The sequence below is a fragment of the Micromonospora sp. NPDC047527 genome (assembly GCF_040643015.1).
GTDB lineage: Bacteria > Actinomycetota > Actinomycetes > Mycobacteriales > Micromonosporaceae > Micromonospora.
Genome location: NZ_JBEYTK010000013.1, coordinates 1 through 18,103, shown reverse-complemented (window position 1 = coordinate 18,103; position 18,103 = coordinate 1). Strand labels below are relative to the sequence as shown.

Sequence of the window (18,103 nt, the reverse complement as noted above, 5' to 3'; positions counted from 1 at the left end):
AACGGTGCGCGAGGGCATCCTCTCGACGGTCGGGAACACACCGCTGGTACAGCTGGTCCGGTTGTTTCCGGAGTTCCCCTCCCGGCTATTCGTGAAGCTCGAACGCTTCAATCCCGGCGGCAGCATCAAGGACCGCACCGCGCTGAGCATGCTGCGCGCCAAGGTCGACTCCGGGGAGCTGGTGCCCGGCCGATCGGTGGTCGTCGAGTCCAGCTCGGGCAACCTGGCCATCGGGCTGGCCCAGGTCTGCGCGTACTACGCGATCCGGTTCATCTGCGTGGTCGACCCGAAGACCACCCGGCAGAACCTCGCGATCCTGACCGCGTACCACGCGGAGATCGAGATGGTCGAGCACCCTGACCCGGTGACCGGCGAGTACCTGCCGGCCCGGCAACGCCGCGTCCGCGAGTTGTGCGAGCAGGTCCCGCACGCCTACCGCCCGGACCAGTACGCCAACCCGCTCAACGCCGCCGCGCAGCGGCAGACGATGGCGGAGATCGTGACCGCGCTCGACGGGCGGATCGACTACCTGTTCTGTTCCACCGGCACCTGCGGGACGCTTGTCGGCTGCGTCGGCTACCTGCGCGACCACGGGCTGTCCACGCGGGTGGTGGCGGTGGACGCGGTGGGCAGCGCCATCTTCGGCGGCGAGCCGGCGACCCGGTTGATCCCCGGGCACGGCGCCTCGGTGGTGCCGCCCCTGGCCGCCGACGCCGCACCGGACGAGATCATGCACGTCTCCGACCTGGACTGCGTGGTCGGTTGCCGGTTGCTGCTGCACCGGGAGGCCATCCTCGCCGGCGGGTCCTCCGGCGCCACCGTGGCCGCGCTGCGCCAGCGGATGGCGGACATCCCGGCGGGTGCCACCGCCGTGCTGATCCTGCCCGACAACGGTGACCGCTACCTCGACACGATCTATTCGGATCAGTGGGTGTCCCGGCACTTCGGTGAGATCACCCACCTGTGGAAGGACGCCACGTGCTGATCATCGGTCGGGCTGTTGTGCGGGACATCCTCGACGGCGACGACGCCCGGGTGGTGGATCTGGTCCGGCACGCGTACCTGCTGCACGAGCAGGGCCATACGAGCCTGCCGCACTCGGTCTTCCTGCGCTTCCCGCAGCGGCCCCGCGACCGCATCATCGGCCTGCCCGCCTACCTCGGCGCCGACCCGCCGGTGAGCGGGATCAAGTGGATCTCCTCCTTCCCCGGCAACCTGGCCGTCGGGCTGGAGCGGGCCAGCGCGGCGGTCCTGCTGAACTCGATGCGTACCGGCCACCCGGTGGCCCTGGTCGAGGGCTCGGTCATCTCGGCCCGGCGTACCGCGGCGAGCGCGGCGCTCGCGGCCGGCCTGCTCACCGCGCGCCGCCGCCCGGACGGCCTGGCCCTGATCGGCTGCGGGCTGATCAACCAGCAGGTGCTCCGGTTCGTGGCGGGCACCGTCGCCCCGCCACCGGCGCTGACGCTGTTCGACACCGACCCGAACCGGGCCGAGGCCTTCGCCGAGGCCGCCCGGACCCTGCTGCCGGGTACGCCGACCACACTCGCCGGGACCGCCGAAGAGGCGTTGGCCGCGCACCGGCTGGTCTCGATCGCCACCACCGCCACCGAGCCCCACCTCGACCTGGCCGCCTGCCGGCCCGGCGCGGTGGTGCTGCACCTGTCCCTGCGCGATCTGCGCCCCGAAGGGCTGCTGACCGCGCGCAACGTGGTCGACGACGCCGATCACGCCTGCCGTGAGGGCACCTCGTTGCAGTTGGCCGAGCAGCTCACCGGCGGTCGGGACTTCATTCACGCCACCATCGGCTCGCTGGCCGGCGGCGAGGTGCGACTGCCCGTCGACGACGTGCCGGTGGTGGTGTCCCCGTTCGGCCTGGGCGTGCTGGACCTCGTGCTCGCCGAGCACGTCCGCGCCACCGCCGACCGGCGGCACCTGGGCGTACGCGTCGACGACTTCCTACCCGTGGGGGACGCCACCGGGGCGTTCGCCGGATCTCTCTGAAGGAGTGGCAATGACCGACAACCGCAGCTACCGCGTGGTGCTCAACGACGAGGAGCAGTACTCGGTCTGGTGGACCGACCGGGACCTGCCCGCCGGTTGGCGTGCCGAGGGTACCGAGGGCAGCCGCGACGAATGCCTGGCCCGGATCGACGAGATCTGGACCGACATGCGGCCGCTGAGCCTGCGCCAGCGCATGGAGTCCCAGGCCACGGCCTGACCAACTGATCCGATCCCACGCCCGCGCCCGGTCCCCCGGAGGAGCACCATGAGCATCGTTCCGCCAGCGGCGCCCGCAGCCGCAGCCGCCACCCAGGGGGCGGGCACCCTGTCCGAGCTGATCGCCCGGCAGGCCGCGCTGACCCCCACCGCCATCGCGGTGAGCGGCGAGTCCGAGCGGTTGGACTACGCCGGACTGGACCGGCGGGCCAACCAACTCGGTCGGTACCTGGCCGAGCTGGGCGTCGGCCCGGAATCGCTTGTCGCGGTCAACCTGGACCGCGGCGTCGACCTCGTGGTCGCGTTGCTGGGAGTGTGGCGCGCCGGTGCCGCGTACCTGCCGCTGGACCCGACCCACCCCGCCGAGCGGCGGCGGCGTCTCCTCGCCGGCAGCGGGGCGGCGGTGCTGCTCACCCGTGACGCGCTGCGCGACGAGGCGACGCCCGGTCGCGTGGTCTGCCTGGACACCGACCGGGCGCGGATCGCGGCCTGCCCGGACACCGCCGCGGTGCCGTCACCCGACCCGGACTCGCTGGCGTACGCCATCTACACCTCCGGGTCCACCGGCGAACCCAAGGGAGTGCTGATCACCCATCGCGGCATCGGCAACCGGGTGACCTGGACGATCCGGGAGCACGGCCTGGGCCCGGGCGACCGGGTGTTGCAGAAGACCTCGGTCAGTTTCGACGCGGCGGGCTGGGAGTTCTTCGCCCCGCTTGCCAGTGGCGGCACCGTGGTGCTCGCGCCGGAAGGGGCACACCGGGATCCCGCCGCACTCGTCGCGGCGGTCGTCCGGCACCGGATCACCGTCCTACAGGGAGTGCCGTCGGTGTTCGGTCGGCTGGTCGACCAGCCCGGTTGGGTCGACTGCACCAGCCTGCGGCTCATCTTCTCGGCGGGCGAGCCGTTGCACGCAGACCTGTGCCGACGGCTGACGGTCACGCCCGACGTGCGGGTGTGGAACACCTACGGCCCCACCGAGTGCGCCATCGACGTGACCGCCCACCCGGTGGACCCGTCCCAGCCGGCCGGGCCGGTGCCGATCGGACGCCCGCTGCCCGGCGTCCGCGTCCAGGTGCTCGACGCCGACCGTCGGCCGGTGCCGGTGGGTGTGGTCGGCGAGCTCTATGTCGGTGGGGCCAACCTGGGCCGGGGCTATCTGCACCGGCCGGACCTGACCGCCGAACGGTTCGTGCCCGACGAGTACGGGCCGCCCGGCGAGCGCCTCTACCGCACCGGCGACCAGGTCCGGTGGCGCGCCGACCGGAGCCTGGAGTTCGTCGGTCGGACCGATCACCAACTCAAGGTCAACGGGGTACGGATCGAACCGGCCGAGGTGGAGGCGGTGCTCGCCGCGCACCCGGACGTCCAGTCGGCGGTGGTGGTGGGGCACATCGACCCGGCCGGTCGCCGGCAGCTCGCCGCGTACGTCGCCGGTCGGCGGTCACTCGACCCGGCGGCCCTGCGCGCGTTCTGCGTCGGCCGGCTGCCCGAGGCGCTGGTGCCGGCCGTGTTCCAGCCGGTGGCGGAGTTCCCGCTCACCGCCAGCGGCAAGATCGACCGGTCCGCCCTGCCGGCGATCGACCCTCTCGACCGGCCGGCGCTGCGGCCACCGCGGACCGCCGCCGAACAGACGGTCGCGGCCATCTGGCGGGACCTGCTCGGCGTCGACCAGGTCGGCGTCGACGACGACTTCTACCAGCTCGGCGGCTCATCACTGGTGACGCTGCTGCTGGAGAGCCGGCTCAGCGGGGCGGGCGGCGCGGTGGCGCTGCGCGACCTGCTCACCCACACCACCGTGGCGGCGCAGGCCCGGCTGGTGGAGGCGGCCACCCCGGCGGCTCCGCCGGTGCTGCCGGTGGGACGCGACCGACCCCTGCCGCTCTCCGCAGCCCAGCACCGCCTCTGGATGCTCGACCAGCTCGACCCGGGCAGCAAGGAGTGGGTCGTCCCCGTGCACGTACGGCTGCCCGCCGCCATCCACCCCGACCACGTCCGGGCGGCCCTGCACGCGCTCGAGGTACGGCACGAGCCGTTGCGCACCCGCTACCTGGTCGTCGACGGGGTGGCCCGGCAGCAGGTCGTGTCGCCGGGAGAGGTCGACCTGGAGGTGCGCGACGTCAGCGACGGCGGGCTGGCCGAACTGATCACCGCACAACTCGGCCGGGGCTTCGACCTGCACACCGGGCCGCTGTGGCGGGCCGGGCTGGCCATCGCCGCCGGCCGTGATCACCTGCTGGTGCTGGCCGTGCACCACATCGCGTCCGACGCCGGCACCGCCGACGTCCTCGAACGGGATCTACGGGAGCTGTGCGACGCCGCCGCGCGGGGACGGCCGGCCGACCTGGCGGAGCTGCGGGTGCAGTACGCCGACTACGCGGTCTGGCAGCAGCGGCACCTCACCGACGAGGTCGTCGAGCGGGAGTTGGCGTACTGGCGGGAGACGCTGGCCGGGATGCCCCAGCTGGAGCTGCCGCTGGACCGTCCGCGCCCGGCCCGGCGGGACGCGCAGGGCCGGATGCTCGGCTTCACCGTCGAGGCGGAGGTCGCCGGCGCACTGACCGAGCTGGGTCGGCGCTGCGCGGCCAGCCCGTTCATCGCGCTGCTCACCGGCTTCGCCACGGTTCTCGCTCGCTACACCGGGCAGTGGGACGTGCCGATCGGCACGCCCACCTCGGGGCACCGGCCCGCCGAGCTGGACCAGATCGCCGGGATCTTCCTCAATCCGGTGGTGCTGCGCTGCACGCTGGACCCGGCGTCCGGCTTCACCCAGGCGGTCCGGGAGGTCCGCGACCGGACCGCCGCGGCCCTGGCCCACCAGGACCTGCCCTTCGACCGGGTGGTGTACGACCTGGTCGGTGAGCGGGACCTCTCCCGCACCCCCCTCTACCAGGTGGCGCTGAACTACCAGGAGGGCGGGATCACCGGCCGGGTGGCCGACGATCCGCTCACGATCGACGCGCTGCGGCAGGCGTCCACAGTGGCCAAGACCGACCTGACCGTGCACCTGTGGCCGCAGCCGGACGGCTCGCTCGCCGGAGCCGTGGAGTACGCCACCGCGCTGTTCGACGACGCCACCGTGCGACGACTGGCCGACCACTTCGTCCGGCTGCTCCGCGCCGCCGCCGACGAGCCGGACGCCCGCCTGGACCAGCTCGACCTGTTCTCGGCCGAGGAGCGGCACCGGCTGCTGCACGAGTGGAACGGGCCGACGGTGGCCCGGCCGGCCACCACCGTGGTCGACCTGTTCGAGGCACGCCGCGCGGCGACACCGCACGCCGTGGCGTTGCGCCACGGCGACGCGCGCACCAGCTACGCCGAGTTGGACGACCGGGCCAACCGCTTCGCCAACCACCTGCGTCGGTCCGACGTCGCGCCGGGCACGACCATCGCCGTACTGCTGGGGCGGGGACCCGACCTGGTCGCCGCGATTCTCGGCTGCTGGAAGGCGGGTGCCGCCTGCCTTCCGCTGGACCCCTCGTATCCGGCCGACCGGATCGGCTACCTGCTCGACACCGCTGGCGTCGGCCTCGCCATCACCGACTCGCGGTACGCCGACCGGTTCGGTGTGCCCACCCTCCAGGTGGACACCCACCGGTTGATGGTCAGTGCCGAGCCGCCTACCGCGCCGACTCGCGACCTCGACCCGGCGCAGACGGCGTACGTGCTGTTCACCTCCGGATCGACCGGCCGCCCCAAGGGGGTGCTGCTCTCCCACGCGGCGGTGACGAACTTCCTGGCCTGCGCCACGGAGACCGAGGCGCTCGGCGACCGGGGACGCCGCCCGGCCGGTGGCGGGGCCCCGCTCTTCTCCACCATCGCCTTCGACCTGTCGATCTCCAACCTCTGGGGGCCGCTGGTGGCCGGGCAGCCGGTGACCCTGCTGCCGCAGGAGTTCGACCTCACCCAGCTCGGCGCGCTGCTGCTGGCGGCCGGCCCGTACGACCGCTTCATCATGACGCCCCCGCACCTGGAGCTGCTGGCCGCGCAGGTCGACGCCGCGCAGGCGCAGCGGCTGGCCGGTCAGCTCTGGGTGGCCGGCGGGGTGCTGCGCCGGTCGGTGGCGAACCAGTGGCTCGACCTGCTCGGTCCCGGCGGCTTGATCAACTCCTATGGTCCGACCGAGACCACCGTGATCATGTCGGCGTACCCGGTGGTCGCACCACAGACCAGCGAGATCGTGTCGATCGGCCGGCCGATGGCGAACACCGTGGTGCGGATCCTGGACGACGCGATGCGGCTGCTGCCGGTGGGCGCCGTCGGCGAGCTGTACATCGGTGGCGCGTGCCTGGCCACCGGCTATCTCGGGCGGCCCGGGCTGACCGCCGAGCGCTTCGTGCCCGACCCCTTCGGCCCACCGGGTGCCCGCCTCTACCGCAGCGGCGACCGGGGGCACTGGCGACCCGACGGCACGATGGCCTTCGTCGGTCGGGTGGACGACCAGGTCAAGGTCCGCGGCTACCGAATCGAACCCGGCGAGATCAGCGCCGTCGTCGCCCAACATCCCCAGGTACGCGACTGCGTGGTCCTCGCCCACCAGGACCGCCTGGTCGCCTTCTACCTCGGCGAGGCCACCGACCTGGCCGCGTACTGCGCCCGGCAGTTGCCCGACTTCATGGTGCCGAGCCTGTTCGTACCGGTGGAGCGGATCCCCCTCAACGCCAACGGCAAGGTGGACCGGGACGCCCTGCGCGGCCGGCTCGACGCCGCGCTCGCCGACGGCACCGCCGACCCCACCGAGTTCGTCGCACCGCAGACCGTGGTCGAGAAGCGCGTCGCCGAGAACTGGGCGGAGCTGCTGGACGCGCGGATCGGCGCGACCACCGACTTCTTCCTCCTGGGTGGTCACTCGGTGCTCGCCGCCCGGCTGATCGCCGGGTTGCAGGAGGAGTTCGACCTCGACCTGCCGATCCGGCTGGTGTTCGAGCACCCGACGGTGCGCGCCCAGGCGATCGCCATCGAAGACCTGATCCGGGCGGAGGTCGACGCGCTGGACGCCGCCGACCTCACCCACGACCTTTCGCGATCCGAGGAGTCCCCGGCATGACCAGCATCGCCAACGAGCCGAACCTGCGTGAAGAACTCGTCCAGCGTCGCCTGGCCGGCCGTCGTACCGGCCGCCGGGACCGGATCCCGACCGTCGACCGGTCCGGGGAGCTGCCGCTGTCGTACGGCCAGCAGCAGATGTGGTTCCTCAACCGGATGGACCCCACCAGCGCCGAGTTCCTGGTCTCCTGCGCGCTGCGGCTGCGCGGACAACTGGACGCCGACGCGCTGGGCCGCGCCCTCGACGCTCTGGTCGCCCGGCACGAGATCCTCCGCACCCGCTACGCCCTCGCCGGCAGCGCTCCGGTCCAGGTGATCGACCCGCCGGCGCACCGCGACCTGCCGGTGGTGGACCTGACCGACCGGCCCGGCACCGAGCGGGAGGCGGCGCTCGACGCGGTGCTCGCCGACGCCGCGCTGACCGGGTTCGACCTGGCCCGGGACTGGCCGGTGCGGGCCGTGCTGGTCCGGCTCGACACCGACGAGCACGTCCTCGCCCTGGCGCTGCACCACATCGCCTGCGACGCGCCCTCCGTCGCGGTGCTCACCGGTGAGCTGGCCGAGCTGTACGCCGCCCTGCGGGCCGGCGTCGAGCCCTGGTTGCCGGCACCCGCCGTGCAGTACGCCGACTTCGCCGCCTGGCAGCGCGGCCGGCCGCGCGCCGAGTCGGTGGCCCGGTCGCTCGACTACTGGCGCGACCAGCTCGCCGGGCTGACGCCGGTGGAGCTGCCGGCCGACCGGACCCGTCCGAAGAACCGCGACTGGCGCGGCTCGTCGGTGCCCTTCACCCTGAGCGCCAATCTCTCCGCCGCGCTGCGCGGCGTCGCCCGCGACGCCGGCACCACCGTCTTCGTCACCCTGCTCAGCGCCTTCCAGGTGCTGCTGTCGCGCTACACCGGCCGGACCGACCTCGCCGTGGGCACGGTGTCGTCCGCGCGCAGCCGCGCGGAGCTGCACAACCTCGTCGGGTACGGCATCGACAACCTGGTGCTGCGGGCACGGTGGAGCGGCGACCCCTCGTTCGCCGCCCTGCTGGCGCAGACCCGGGACACCGTGCTGGGCGCGTTCGACCACACCGACGCCCCGTTCGCGCTGCTGGCCGACGAGCTGGAGCCGGAACGGGATCTGTCCCGTACCCCGCTCTACCAGGTCGCGTTCACCCTCCAGAGCGAGCCGCCCTCCACCAACTGGCCCGGCGACCTGCGCGTGGAGCCGGTCGAGCTGCCCCTGCGGACGTCCAAGGTGGACCTGACGCTGCACATGATGGAGGGCGCCGACGGCGGGCTGCGCGGCCGGATCGAGTACGCCACCGCCCTGTTCGACGCGGCCACCGTCGAGCGCGCCGCCGACCACCTGGTGCGGCTCCTGGAGCAGGTGACGGCCGACCCGATGGCCCGACTGTCCGACCTGGCCATCCTCGGTGCCGCCGAGTTGGCAGTGGTGACCCGGGGGCCGGTCACGGCGGACCCGGTCACCGGCACCGTGCACGGCGTCTTCGAGGCGATGGCGGCCACCCACCCCGACGCGGCGGCGGTGACGGCGGGCGACACCACCCGTAGCTACGCCGAACTGAACGCCGACGCCAACCGGCTCGCCCACTGGCTGCGCGGCCACGGTGCCGGCCCGGAGCGGCTGGTCGGTGTGCATCTCGACCACGGCCCCGAACTGGTGCCGGCCCTGCTCGGCGTGCTCAAGTCCGGCGCGGCGTACCTGCCCCTCGACCCGGCCTCGCCGGACGAGCGCCTCGACTTCATGATCAACGACGCCGGGGCGGAGATCGTGCTGACCACGACCGCCCACCGCGACCGGTTCGCCGACTTCGGTGGGACAGTTGTGCTGCTGGACGACCCGTCCCTCGTCGCCGAGCTGGCCACCCAGTCGGCCGCCGACCCGGCCGTGCCCATGGACGTGGACAACCTCTGCTACGTCATCTACACCTCGGGCTCCACCGGCCGCCCCAAGGGTGTCGCGGTGGCCCACCGGCAGGTGCTGCGGCTGCTGACCGTCACCGCCGCCGACTACCGGTTCGGCCCGGACGACGTGTGGACGCTACTGCACTCGTACGCCTTCGACTTCTCCGTCTGGGAGATCTGGGGCTGCCTGCTGCACGGCGGTCGGCTGCTCGTGGTGCCCCGGGCGCTGGCCCGATCCCCGCAGGAGCTGCTCGACGAGCTGATCGCGCACCGGGTCACGGTGCTCTGCCAGACGCCCACGGCGTTCCGCGCGCTGGTCCGGCTGGCGGCCGAGGGCGACCCCCGGGTCGACCGGCTCGCCCTGCGGGTGGTGACCTTCGGCGGCGAGAAACTGGACTTCGCCGAGCTGGCACCGTGGGTGGCCAGCCGTGGCGTGGACGCACCGCACCTGATCAACATGTACGGGATCACCGAGACCACCGTGCACACCACGTACCACCGGGTCACCGCCGACGAGGTGGGCGGTACGGCCAGCCTGATCGGCGTACCGCTGTCGGACCTCACCGTCCACCTGCTCGACGCCGACGGTCGACCGGTGCCGATCGGCGTACCGGGTGAGATCCACGTGGGTGGCCCGGGCGTCGCCCGCGGCTACCTCGGTCGCGCCGAACTCACCGCGCAGCGGTTCGTGCCGGACCCGTGGGGGCCGGCGGGTTCGCGGCTCTACCGCAGCGGCGACCTCGCCCGCCGGCACGCCGACGGACGGCTGGAGTTCGTCGGACGCATCGACCACCAGGTCAAGATCCGCGGCTACCGGGTGGAGCTGGGCGAGATCGAGGCGGCCCTGACCGTCCTGCCCGGTGTCCGGCACGCGGTGGTGGTGCTGCGCGAGGACAACCCGGGCGACCAGCGGCTGACCGCCTACCTGGTGGCCGACGACACCTCGACGCTGCTGCGCCCGTCGCAGCTGCGCGCGGCGCTCGGCCGGACGCTCCCGGACTACATGGTCCCGGCGGCGTTCATGCCGCTGCCCCGGATCCCGCTGACCGTCAACGGCAAGCTCGACCATGCCGCGCTGCCCGCCCCGGGCCGTTCGGTGGCCGCCGTCGACCGCCCCTACGTGGCCCCGCGCACGACCGTGGAGCAGCAGCTCGCCGACATCTGGACCGCCACACTCGGGCTGGACCGGGTCGGTGTGCAGGACGGCTTCTTCGACCTCGGCGGCGACTCCATCCGTGCGGTGGCACTGGCCGGCGCGTTGCGTGAGGCGCACTTCGACGTCGAGGTCCGGGACATCTTCGAGCGGCGTACCGTCGCCGAGCTGGCCGAACTGCTCACCGCGCGGCCGGCCGCCGAGCCGGAGCCGGCGGTCGACCCGTTCGAGCTGGTCGGCGAGGAGGACCGCGCCGCGCTGCCCGCCGGCCTGGTGGACGCCTACCCGTGCACCCAGGGACAGCTCGGCATGCTGGTCGAGCTGCTGTCCGACACCGAGCAGAACCCGTACCACAACGTGACCAGCTACCGGGTCCGTGGCGAAGGGGAGTTCTCCCTGGACGCGCTGCGCGCCGCCGCGGCACTGCTGGTGCGCCGCCACGAGGTGCTGCGTACCTCGTTCGACCTGACCAGCTATTCGGTGCCGATGCAGCTGGTGCACGCCACCGCCGAGCTGACCGTCACGCACGACCACACGGTCACCACCGAGCGGGCTGAGCTGGACCGGGAACTGCGTGAGCACATCGCTGTCGAGCGGGCCCAACTGTTCGACCTCGATCGCCCGTCGCTGCTGCGGCTGCACGCCCGTACCTGCCCGGACGGCAGTTGGTGGCTCACCATCACCGAGTGCCACCCGATCCTGGACGGATGGAGCTACCACTCGCTGATCATGGAGTTGGTCCGCGCGTACCAGCAGATCCGTGCCGGAGAGCCGCTGTCGCCGCAGCCGGTCCCGTCGGTGCGGTTCGCCGACGCCGTCGCGGCCGAACGGCGGTCGGTCACCGGCGACGCCGACCGGGCGTACTGGCGTGGTGTCCTGGCCGGTCGGGCCCGTCACGACCTGCCCACCGGCTGGGGTGACCCCGAGGCGCCGGAGGGTGCCAAGCACGAGCACTGGGTGCCGGTGCAGGACCTCGAATCCTCGCTGCGCGACCTGGCCCGGCGCCTCGGCGTGCCGTTCAAGTCGACCATGCTGGCCGCGCACCTGAAGGTGATGAGCCAGCTCACCGGCGCGGAGCGGTTCTACACCGGTCTGGTCTGCAACATCCGGCCCGAGGCGGCCGGCGCCGACCGGGTGTACGGCATGCACCTCAACACCGTGCCGGTCGGCTACGACGGGCCGGCCGCCACCTGGGAGGAGCTGATCCAGCGGACCTTCGCCGCCGAGGTGGAGCTGTGGCCGCACCGGCGCTATCCGCTGTCCACCCTGCAGCGGGAGGTCGGCGAGGACGCCCGCATGCTCGACGTGCGGTTCAGCTTCCACGACTTCCACCAGATCGACGCCGACGACATCGACTACGCCGAGTCCATCGACGACAGCCCCACCGAGTTCCCGCTGGGCGTGTTCAGCCGGCTCGGCTTCCTCACCCTGCAAGCCAGCCAACGGCACGTCGGCCACGACGCCCTGCGCCGCCTGGGCGCCATGTATCGGGTGGTGTTGGAGGCGATGGTGGCGGATCCGGATGGGGACGCCCGGGTCGTGTGCTTGCCGGCGGGTGAGCTGTCGGTGGTGGTGGCCGACGGCGGTGGTGTGGTGGAGCCGGTGTCGGGGTCGGTCCTGCGGTGGTTCGAGGAGCAGGTTTCCCGGGTGCCGTCGGGCGAGGCGGTGAACGGTGTGTCGTTCACCGGGTTGGATGCGCGGGCGGTGGCGTTGGGGTCGTGGTTGGCCTCGCGGGGTGTTTCTCGTGGGTCGGTGGTGGGGGTGCTGCTGGATCGGGGTGCCGATCTGGTGGCGGCGCTGCTGGGGGTGTGGAAGGCGGGTGCGGCGTTCGTGCCGGTGGACCCGTCGTATCCGGTGGGTCGGGTCGAGGCCATGTTGGCCGATGCGGGCGCGTCGGTGCTTGTGACGTCGTCGGGGCACGTGGACCGCTGCCCCGATGGCGTCGAGGTGCTGACCGTCGACTCTGTGCCGCAGGTGGAGTCGGTGGTGTTGCCGGGTGTGGTGGAGCTGGATGATTTGGCGTATGTGATTTTCACGTCGGGTTCGACGGGTCGGCCGAAGGGTGTGCAGGTTACGCATCGGGGTTTGGCGAATCATGTTCGTTGGGCGTCGGTGGTGTTGGCGGGTCGTGGTTCGGCGGGGTCGGCGGTGTTTTCGTCGGTGGCTTTTGATTTGCAGGTGCCGAATGTGTGGGCGCCGTTGGTGGTGGGCCAGCGGGTGTTGATGGTGGATCAGGATTTGGATTTGGCGGAGTTGGGGTCGGTGTTGTCGGGGGCTGCTCCGTTTAGTTTTTTGAAGTTGACGCCGGGTCATTTGGAGATTTTGGGTCGGCAGTTGCCGGATGAGTTGTTGGCTGGTTTGGCGCCGGTGGTGGTGGTTGCGGGTGAGGGTTTGCCTGCGGCGTTGGCTAATCGGTGGTTGGGTCTTCTGGGTCCGGGGAATTTGATTAATGAGTATGGGCCGACGGAGGCGTCGGTGGGGACGTGTGTTTTCCCGGTGCGGGTGGAGCAGACGTTGCCGGTGGTGCCGATTGGTCGTGCGTTGCCGGGTATGCGGATGTTCGTGCTTGATTCGTTGATGAATCTGGTGCCGGTGGGTGTGGTTGGTGAGTTGTTCGTTGGTGGTGTTGGTGTTGCTCGGGGTTATGTGGGTCAGTCGGGGTTGACGGCGGATCGGTTTGTGCCGGATCCGTTCGGGCCGGCGGGGTCGCGGTTGTATCGGACCGGGGATCTGGTTCGTCGGTTGCCCGATGGTGCGGTGGAGTTCGTCGGCCGGGTTGATCATCAGGTGAAGGTTCGTGGTTACCGGATCGAGCTGGGTGAGATCGAGTCGGTGATCAGCGCCGTGGCCGGGGTTCGCGATGTGGTGGCCCTGGTCCAGGGCGAGGGCTCGCGGCTGGTGGCGTTCTATGTGCCGGACGGTCCCGATGTCGGTCTGGCAGAGCGGGTGCGGCAGGAGTGCGCGAGCCGGCTGCCGGAGTACATGATCCCGGCGGACCTCGTGGTGGTGGAGTCGATCCCGCTGAACGCCAACGGGAAGGTCGACCGGGCTGCTCTCGCGGCGTCGGTGACCGGTGGCGGGCGGGTGCACGTGGCCCCGCGTACCGACCTGGAGCGGCAGCTCGCGGAGATCTGGGCGCGGGTGTTGACCCTGGACACGGTCAGCGTGGCGGATAGCTTCTTCGACCTCGGCGGCCACTCGATCAGCGCCATCGCTCTCGTCGGCGCGCTGCGCGCGGCCGGCTTCTCCGCCTCGGTACGTGATGTCTTCGTGCACCGCACCGTCGCCGCGCTCGCCGCGCACCTGTCGGCGGGGGACGCCGCCGAGGTCGCTCCGGAGTTCCAGCCGGTGGCGCCGTTCGCGCTGCTCGACGACGCCGACCGGGCCGCACTGCCCGCCGGCCTCGCCGACGCGTACCCCATCGCCCAGGTCCAGCTCGGCATGCTCGTTAAGACGATGACCGACACCGAGCGGCACACGTACCACAACGTCTCGGCCTTCCCGATCCACGACGAGCAGCCGCTGGTCCTCGACGCGCTGCGCCGCGCCGTGCAGACCGTCGTCGACCGGCACGAGATCCTGCGTACGTCGTTCGACCTGAACGGCTACTCGGTGCCGCTGCAACTCGTGCACGCCGAGGTGCCGATCGAGGTGACCGAACTCGACCTGCGCGGCCCGGACACCGAGGCCCGGATGAGCGCCTTCATGGCCGCCGAACGGGCCAACCCGTTCGCTCCGGATGAGGTCCCGCAGATACGCGTCGCCGGTGCGATCGGCGAGGGCAACGCCTGGTGGTTCGTGCTGACCATGTCGCACGGCATCCTCGAAGGCTGGAGCCACCACTCCCTGCTGATGGAAATCCTGGACAACTACCGGCGGCTGCGGGACACCGGTGCTCCGGTGCCCGTCGACGCGCTGCCCGTGCGCTACGCCGACTTCGTCGCCGCGGAACTGGCCGCGCTGACGTCCGCCGAGGACGAGGCGTACTGGCGGGGTGTCGTCGAGTACCCGCGGTTCGCCCTGCCCACCGGCTGGGGTGCCCCCGACTCCGACCCCCAGTTCCAGTGCGGCACCCGGGTGCCGCTGCACGACCTGCTCGACGGGCTCCGGGACCTGGCCAGCAGCACCGGCACCGCGCTGAAGAGCGTGCTGCTGGCCGCGCACCTGAAGGTGATGAGCCAGATCACCGTCGAGCCCGTCTTCACAAGCGGCCTGGTCTGCCACGGGCGGCCCGAGGTGACCGGCGCGGACCAGGTGTACGGCATGCACCTGAACACGTTGCCGATCGTGCACCGTGGTCCGGCAGCCACCTGGACGGAGCTGATCCGGCAGACCTTCGCCGCCGAGGTGGAGCTGTGGCCGCACCGGCACTACCCGCTGCCGTCGGTGCAGCGGTTCACCGACGGTGCCCGGCCCATCGAGATCCTCTTCAACTACCTCGACTTCGCGCAGGTCGACACCGAGCGGGTCGGCTTCGACGACGCCGTCTACGAGGCATCCAGTGAGTTCGACCTGCACGTCTCCACGCTGGACGGCACGCTCAGCATCCTCAGCGACCCCCACGTCGTCAGCTACCCCAACGTGCTGCGCTTGGGCGCCATGTACCGGGCGGTGTTGGAGGCGATGGTGGCGGACCCGGGTGGGGACGCGCGGGTGGTGTGTCTGCCGGCCGGCGAGGTGTCGGTGGTGTTGGCCGATGGTGACGGCGCGGTGGAGCCCGTGTCGGAGTCGGTGCTGGCGGCTGTTGAGCGCCAGGTCACGGCGGTGCCGTCGGGTGAGGCCGTCAACGGTGTGACATTCGCGGAGTTGGATGCGCGGGCGGTGGTGCTGGGGTCGTGGTTGGCCTCGCGGGGTGTTTCTCGTGGGTCGGTGGTGGGGGTGCTGCTGGATCGGAGTGTTGATCTGGTGGCGGCGCTGCTGGGGGTGTGGAAGACGGGCGCGGCGTTCGTGCCGCTGGACCCGTCGTATCCGGCCGGTCGGATCGCCTCGATGCTGGCCGATGCCGGTGTGTCTCGTGTGGTGACCTCGGCGCGTTACGCGGATCGGTTCCCGTCCGGCGTCGAGGTGTTGGTGGTGGACCACGCTCCGCCGGTGGAGTCGGTGGTGTTGCCGGGCGTGGTGGATTCCGATGATTTGGCGTATGTGATTTTCACGTCGGGTTCGACGGGTCGGCCGAAGGGTGTGCAGGTTACGCATCGGGGTTTGGCGAATCATGTTCGTTGGGCGTCGGTGGTGTTGGCGGGTCGTGGTTCGGCGGGGTCGGCGGTGTTTTCGTCGGTGGCTTTTGATTTGCAGGTGCCGAATGTGTGGGCGCCGTTGGTGGTGGGCCAGCGGGTGTTGATGGTGGATCAGGATTTGGATTTGGCGGAGTTGGGGTCGGTGTTGTCGGGGGCTGCTCCGTTTAGTTTTTTGAAGTTGACGCCGGGTCATTTGGAGATTTTGGGTCGGCAGTTGCCGGATGAGTTGTTGGCTGGTTTGGCGCCGGTGGTGGTGGTTGCGGGTGAGGGTTTGCCTGCGGCGTTGGCTAATCGGTGGTTGGGTCTTCTGGGTCCGGGGAATTTGATTAATGAGTATGGGCCGACGGAGGCGTCGGTGGGGACGTGTGTTTTCCCGGTGCGGGTGGAGCAGACGTTGCCGGTGGTGCCGATTGGTCGTGCGTTGCCGGGTATGCGGATGTTCGTGCTTGATTCGTTGATGAATCTGGTGCCGGTGGGTGTGGTTGGTGAGTTGTTCGTTGGTGGTGTTGGTGTTGCTCGGGGTTATGTGGGTCAGTCGGGGTTGACGGCGGATCGGTTTGTGCCGGATCCGTTCGCCTCGGATGGGTCGCGGTTGTATCGGACCGGGGATCTGGTTCGTCGGTTGCCCGATGGTGCGGTCGAGTTCGTCGGTCGGGTTGATCATCAGGTGAAGGTTCGTGGTTATCGCATCGAGCTGGGTGAGATCGAGTCGGTGATCAGCGCCGTGGCCGGCGTCCGCGAGACGGTGGCCCTGATCGATCCGGAAGAGGCGCGGCTGCTCGCCTTCTACGTGCCCGCAGGACCGGACGCCGACCTGGCCGCCCGGGTCCGGCAGGAGTGCGAAACTCGACTGCCGGAGTACATGATCCCGGCGGACCTGGTCGTGGTGGAGTCGATCCCCCTGAACGCCAACGGCAAGGTCGACCGGGCCGCCCTCGCCGCGTCGGTCGGAGCATCCGGCCGGGCGCACGTGGCTCCCCGTACCGACCTGGAACGGCAGCTCGCGGAAATCTGGGCACGCGTGCTGACCCTCGACACGGTCAGCGTCGTGGACAGCTTCTTCGACCTCGGCGGCGACTCACTGCGCGCGGTCGCTCTGGTCGGCGCCCTCCGTGGAGCCGGCTTCCCCGTCGGTGTCCGGGACGTCTTCGTGCACCGCACCGTCGCCGCGCTCGCCGCGCACCTCGCGGCAAAGGACGCCGCCGAGGTCGCACCGGAGTTCCAGCCGGTCGCGCCGTTCGCGCTGCTCGACGACGCCGACCGGGCCGCTCTGCCCGCCGGCCTCACCGACGCCTACCCCATCGCCCAGGTCCAACTCGGCATGCTGGTGGAGATCCAGAAGGACCCGACGCGGTCGCTGTACCACATCGTCCGCTGCTTCCGGGTGCACAGTCGCCAGCCCTTCTCGGGCGACGCGCTCACGACGGCTGTGCACGACATCGTCTCCCGGCACGAGACTCTGCGTACGTCGTTCGACCCGCACACCTACTCGGTGCCGCTGCAACTCGTGCACGCCCAGGCCCCCGTCGACGTACGGATCCTGCGTCTGGACGAGGAGCGGGCCGAGGCGCACCTGCGCGGCTATGTCGAGGCCGAGCGGGCCCGACCGTTCGACGCCGAGCACCCCGCCCCGCTGCTGCGGGTCAGCGCTCACGTCGCCACCGACGGCGGATGGTGGCTCACCGTGGCGATCAGCCACCTCGTGACCGGTGGATGGGACCTCAACACCCTGCTGGCCGAGTTGCTCAGCTGCTACGAGCGGCGGTGCGTGGGCATGGCGCCGGAGGCACCGGAGCCGACCGCGGTCCGGTACGCCGACTTCGTCGCCGGCGAGCGGGCGGCGCTCGCCTCGGAGGGCGACGAGGCGTACTGGCGGGAGATCACTTCCGAGTACGCCAGATTCGTTCCGCCGTCGGGCTGGGGCGAGGCGGCCGCGACTCCCGGGACGGTGCTGCGGCACCGGATCAGCTACCAGGACCTCGACCCACGGATCCGCGCCCTGGCCTCGACGCTCGAGGTGTCACCCAAGGCTGTTCTGCACGCGGCTCATTTGAAGGTGATGAGTCAGTTGACTGATGAGCGGCGTTTTTACACGGGTTTGGTGTGTGATGCGCGGCCGGAGGTGCGGGGTGCGGAGCGTGTGCATGGCATGTACATCAATGTGTTGCCGTTCGGTCATGAGCGGGGTGGGGGTTCGTGGGGTGATCTGGTGCGGTCGGTGTTCGACGGTGAGGTGCGGTTGTGGCCGCATCGGCGTTTCCCGTTGCCGGCGGTATGCAGGCTGACGGGTGTCGACACGCACCCGATCGACGTCGTCTTCGACTACACCGAGTTCCGGCGTGCCAACACCGACAGCGAGGAGCAGGTCGGCTTCGAAGCCGTCGCCGGTGAAGGTGGCACCGAGTTCGCCCTCCAGGTCACCGCGGCCAGCGGATTCCTCGACCTCGTTGCTGATGGGCGGGTGTTTGGTTCGGCGGGGTTGGTGCGGTTGGCGGGGATGTTCCGGGTGGTGTTGGAGTCGATGGTGGCGGATCCGG

Annotated in this window: 5 protein-coding genes; all 5 read left to right on the top strand. The window is 71.1% G+C overall.

The genetic code is table 11. From position 1 onward, the window contains the following. Nucleotides 1–16: 16 nt before the first annotated feature. Nucleotides 17–985, top strand: coding sequence for a 2,3-diaminopropionate biosynthesis protein SbnA (sbnA, locus tag ABZ808_RS29860; RefSeq protein ID WP_357012801.1), 969 nt, complete (start codon nucleotides 17–19; stop codon nucleotides 983–985). Then, a complete protein-coding gene (gene sbnB / locus ABZ808_RS29855) occupies nucleotides 979–2,001 on the top strand; it encodes a 2,3-diaminopropionate biosynthesis protein SbnB (protein WP_357012724.1) in 1,023 nt (340 codons plus the stop codon). The genes sbnA and sbnB overlap by 7 nt, the downstream gene beginning before the upstream one ends. Nucleotides 2,002–2,011: 10 nt before the next feature. Then, the gene (locus tag ABZ808_RS29850; protein ID WP_124855650.1) at nucleotides 2,012–2,218 is read left to right on the top strand and encodes an MbtH family NRPS accessory protein; all 207 of its coding nucleotides are present in this window, start codon (nucleotides 2,012–2,014) and stop codon (nucleotides 2,216–2,218) included. 48 nt (nucleotides 2,219–2,266) lie between these two features. Further along, complete coding sequence (locus ABZ808_RS29845; RefSeq protein WP_357012723.1) at nucleotides 2,267–7,264, top strand: amino acid adenylation domain-containing protein; 4,998 nt, start codon at nucleotides 2,267–2,269, stop codon at nucleotides 7,262–7,264. Then, the coding region (locus ABZ808_RS29840; protein WP_357012722.1) for an amino acid adenylation domain-containing protein at nucleotides 7,261–18,103 on the top strand (10,843 nt) is incomplete at its 3' end. The genes ABZ808_RS29845 and ABZ808_RS29840, both read left to right, overlap by 4 nt.

What these genes read in the sequence shown, in the direction of transcription:
- ABZ808_RS29850 (WP_124855650.1), top strand. Translation starts at nt 2,012, where the DNA reads ATGACCGACAACCGCAGCTACCGCGTGGTGCTCAACGACGAGGAGCAG.
- ABZ808_RS29845 (WP_357012723.1), top strand. Translation starts at nt 2,267, where the DNA reads ATGAGCATCGTTCCGCCAGCGGCGCCCGCAGCCGCAGCCGCCACCCAG.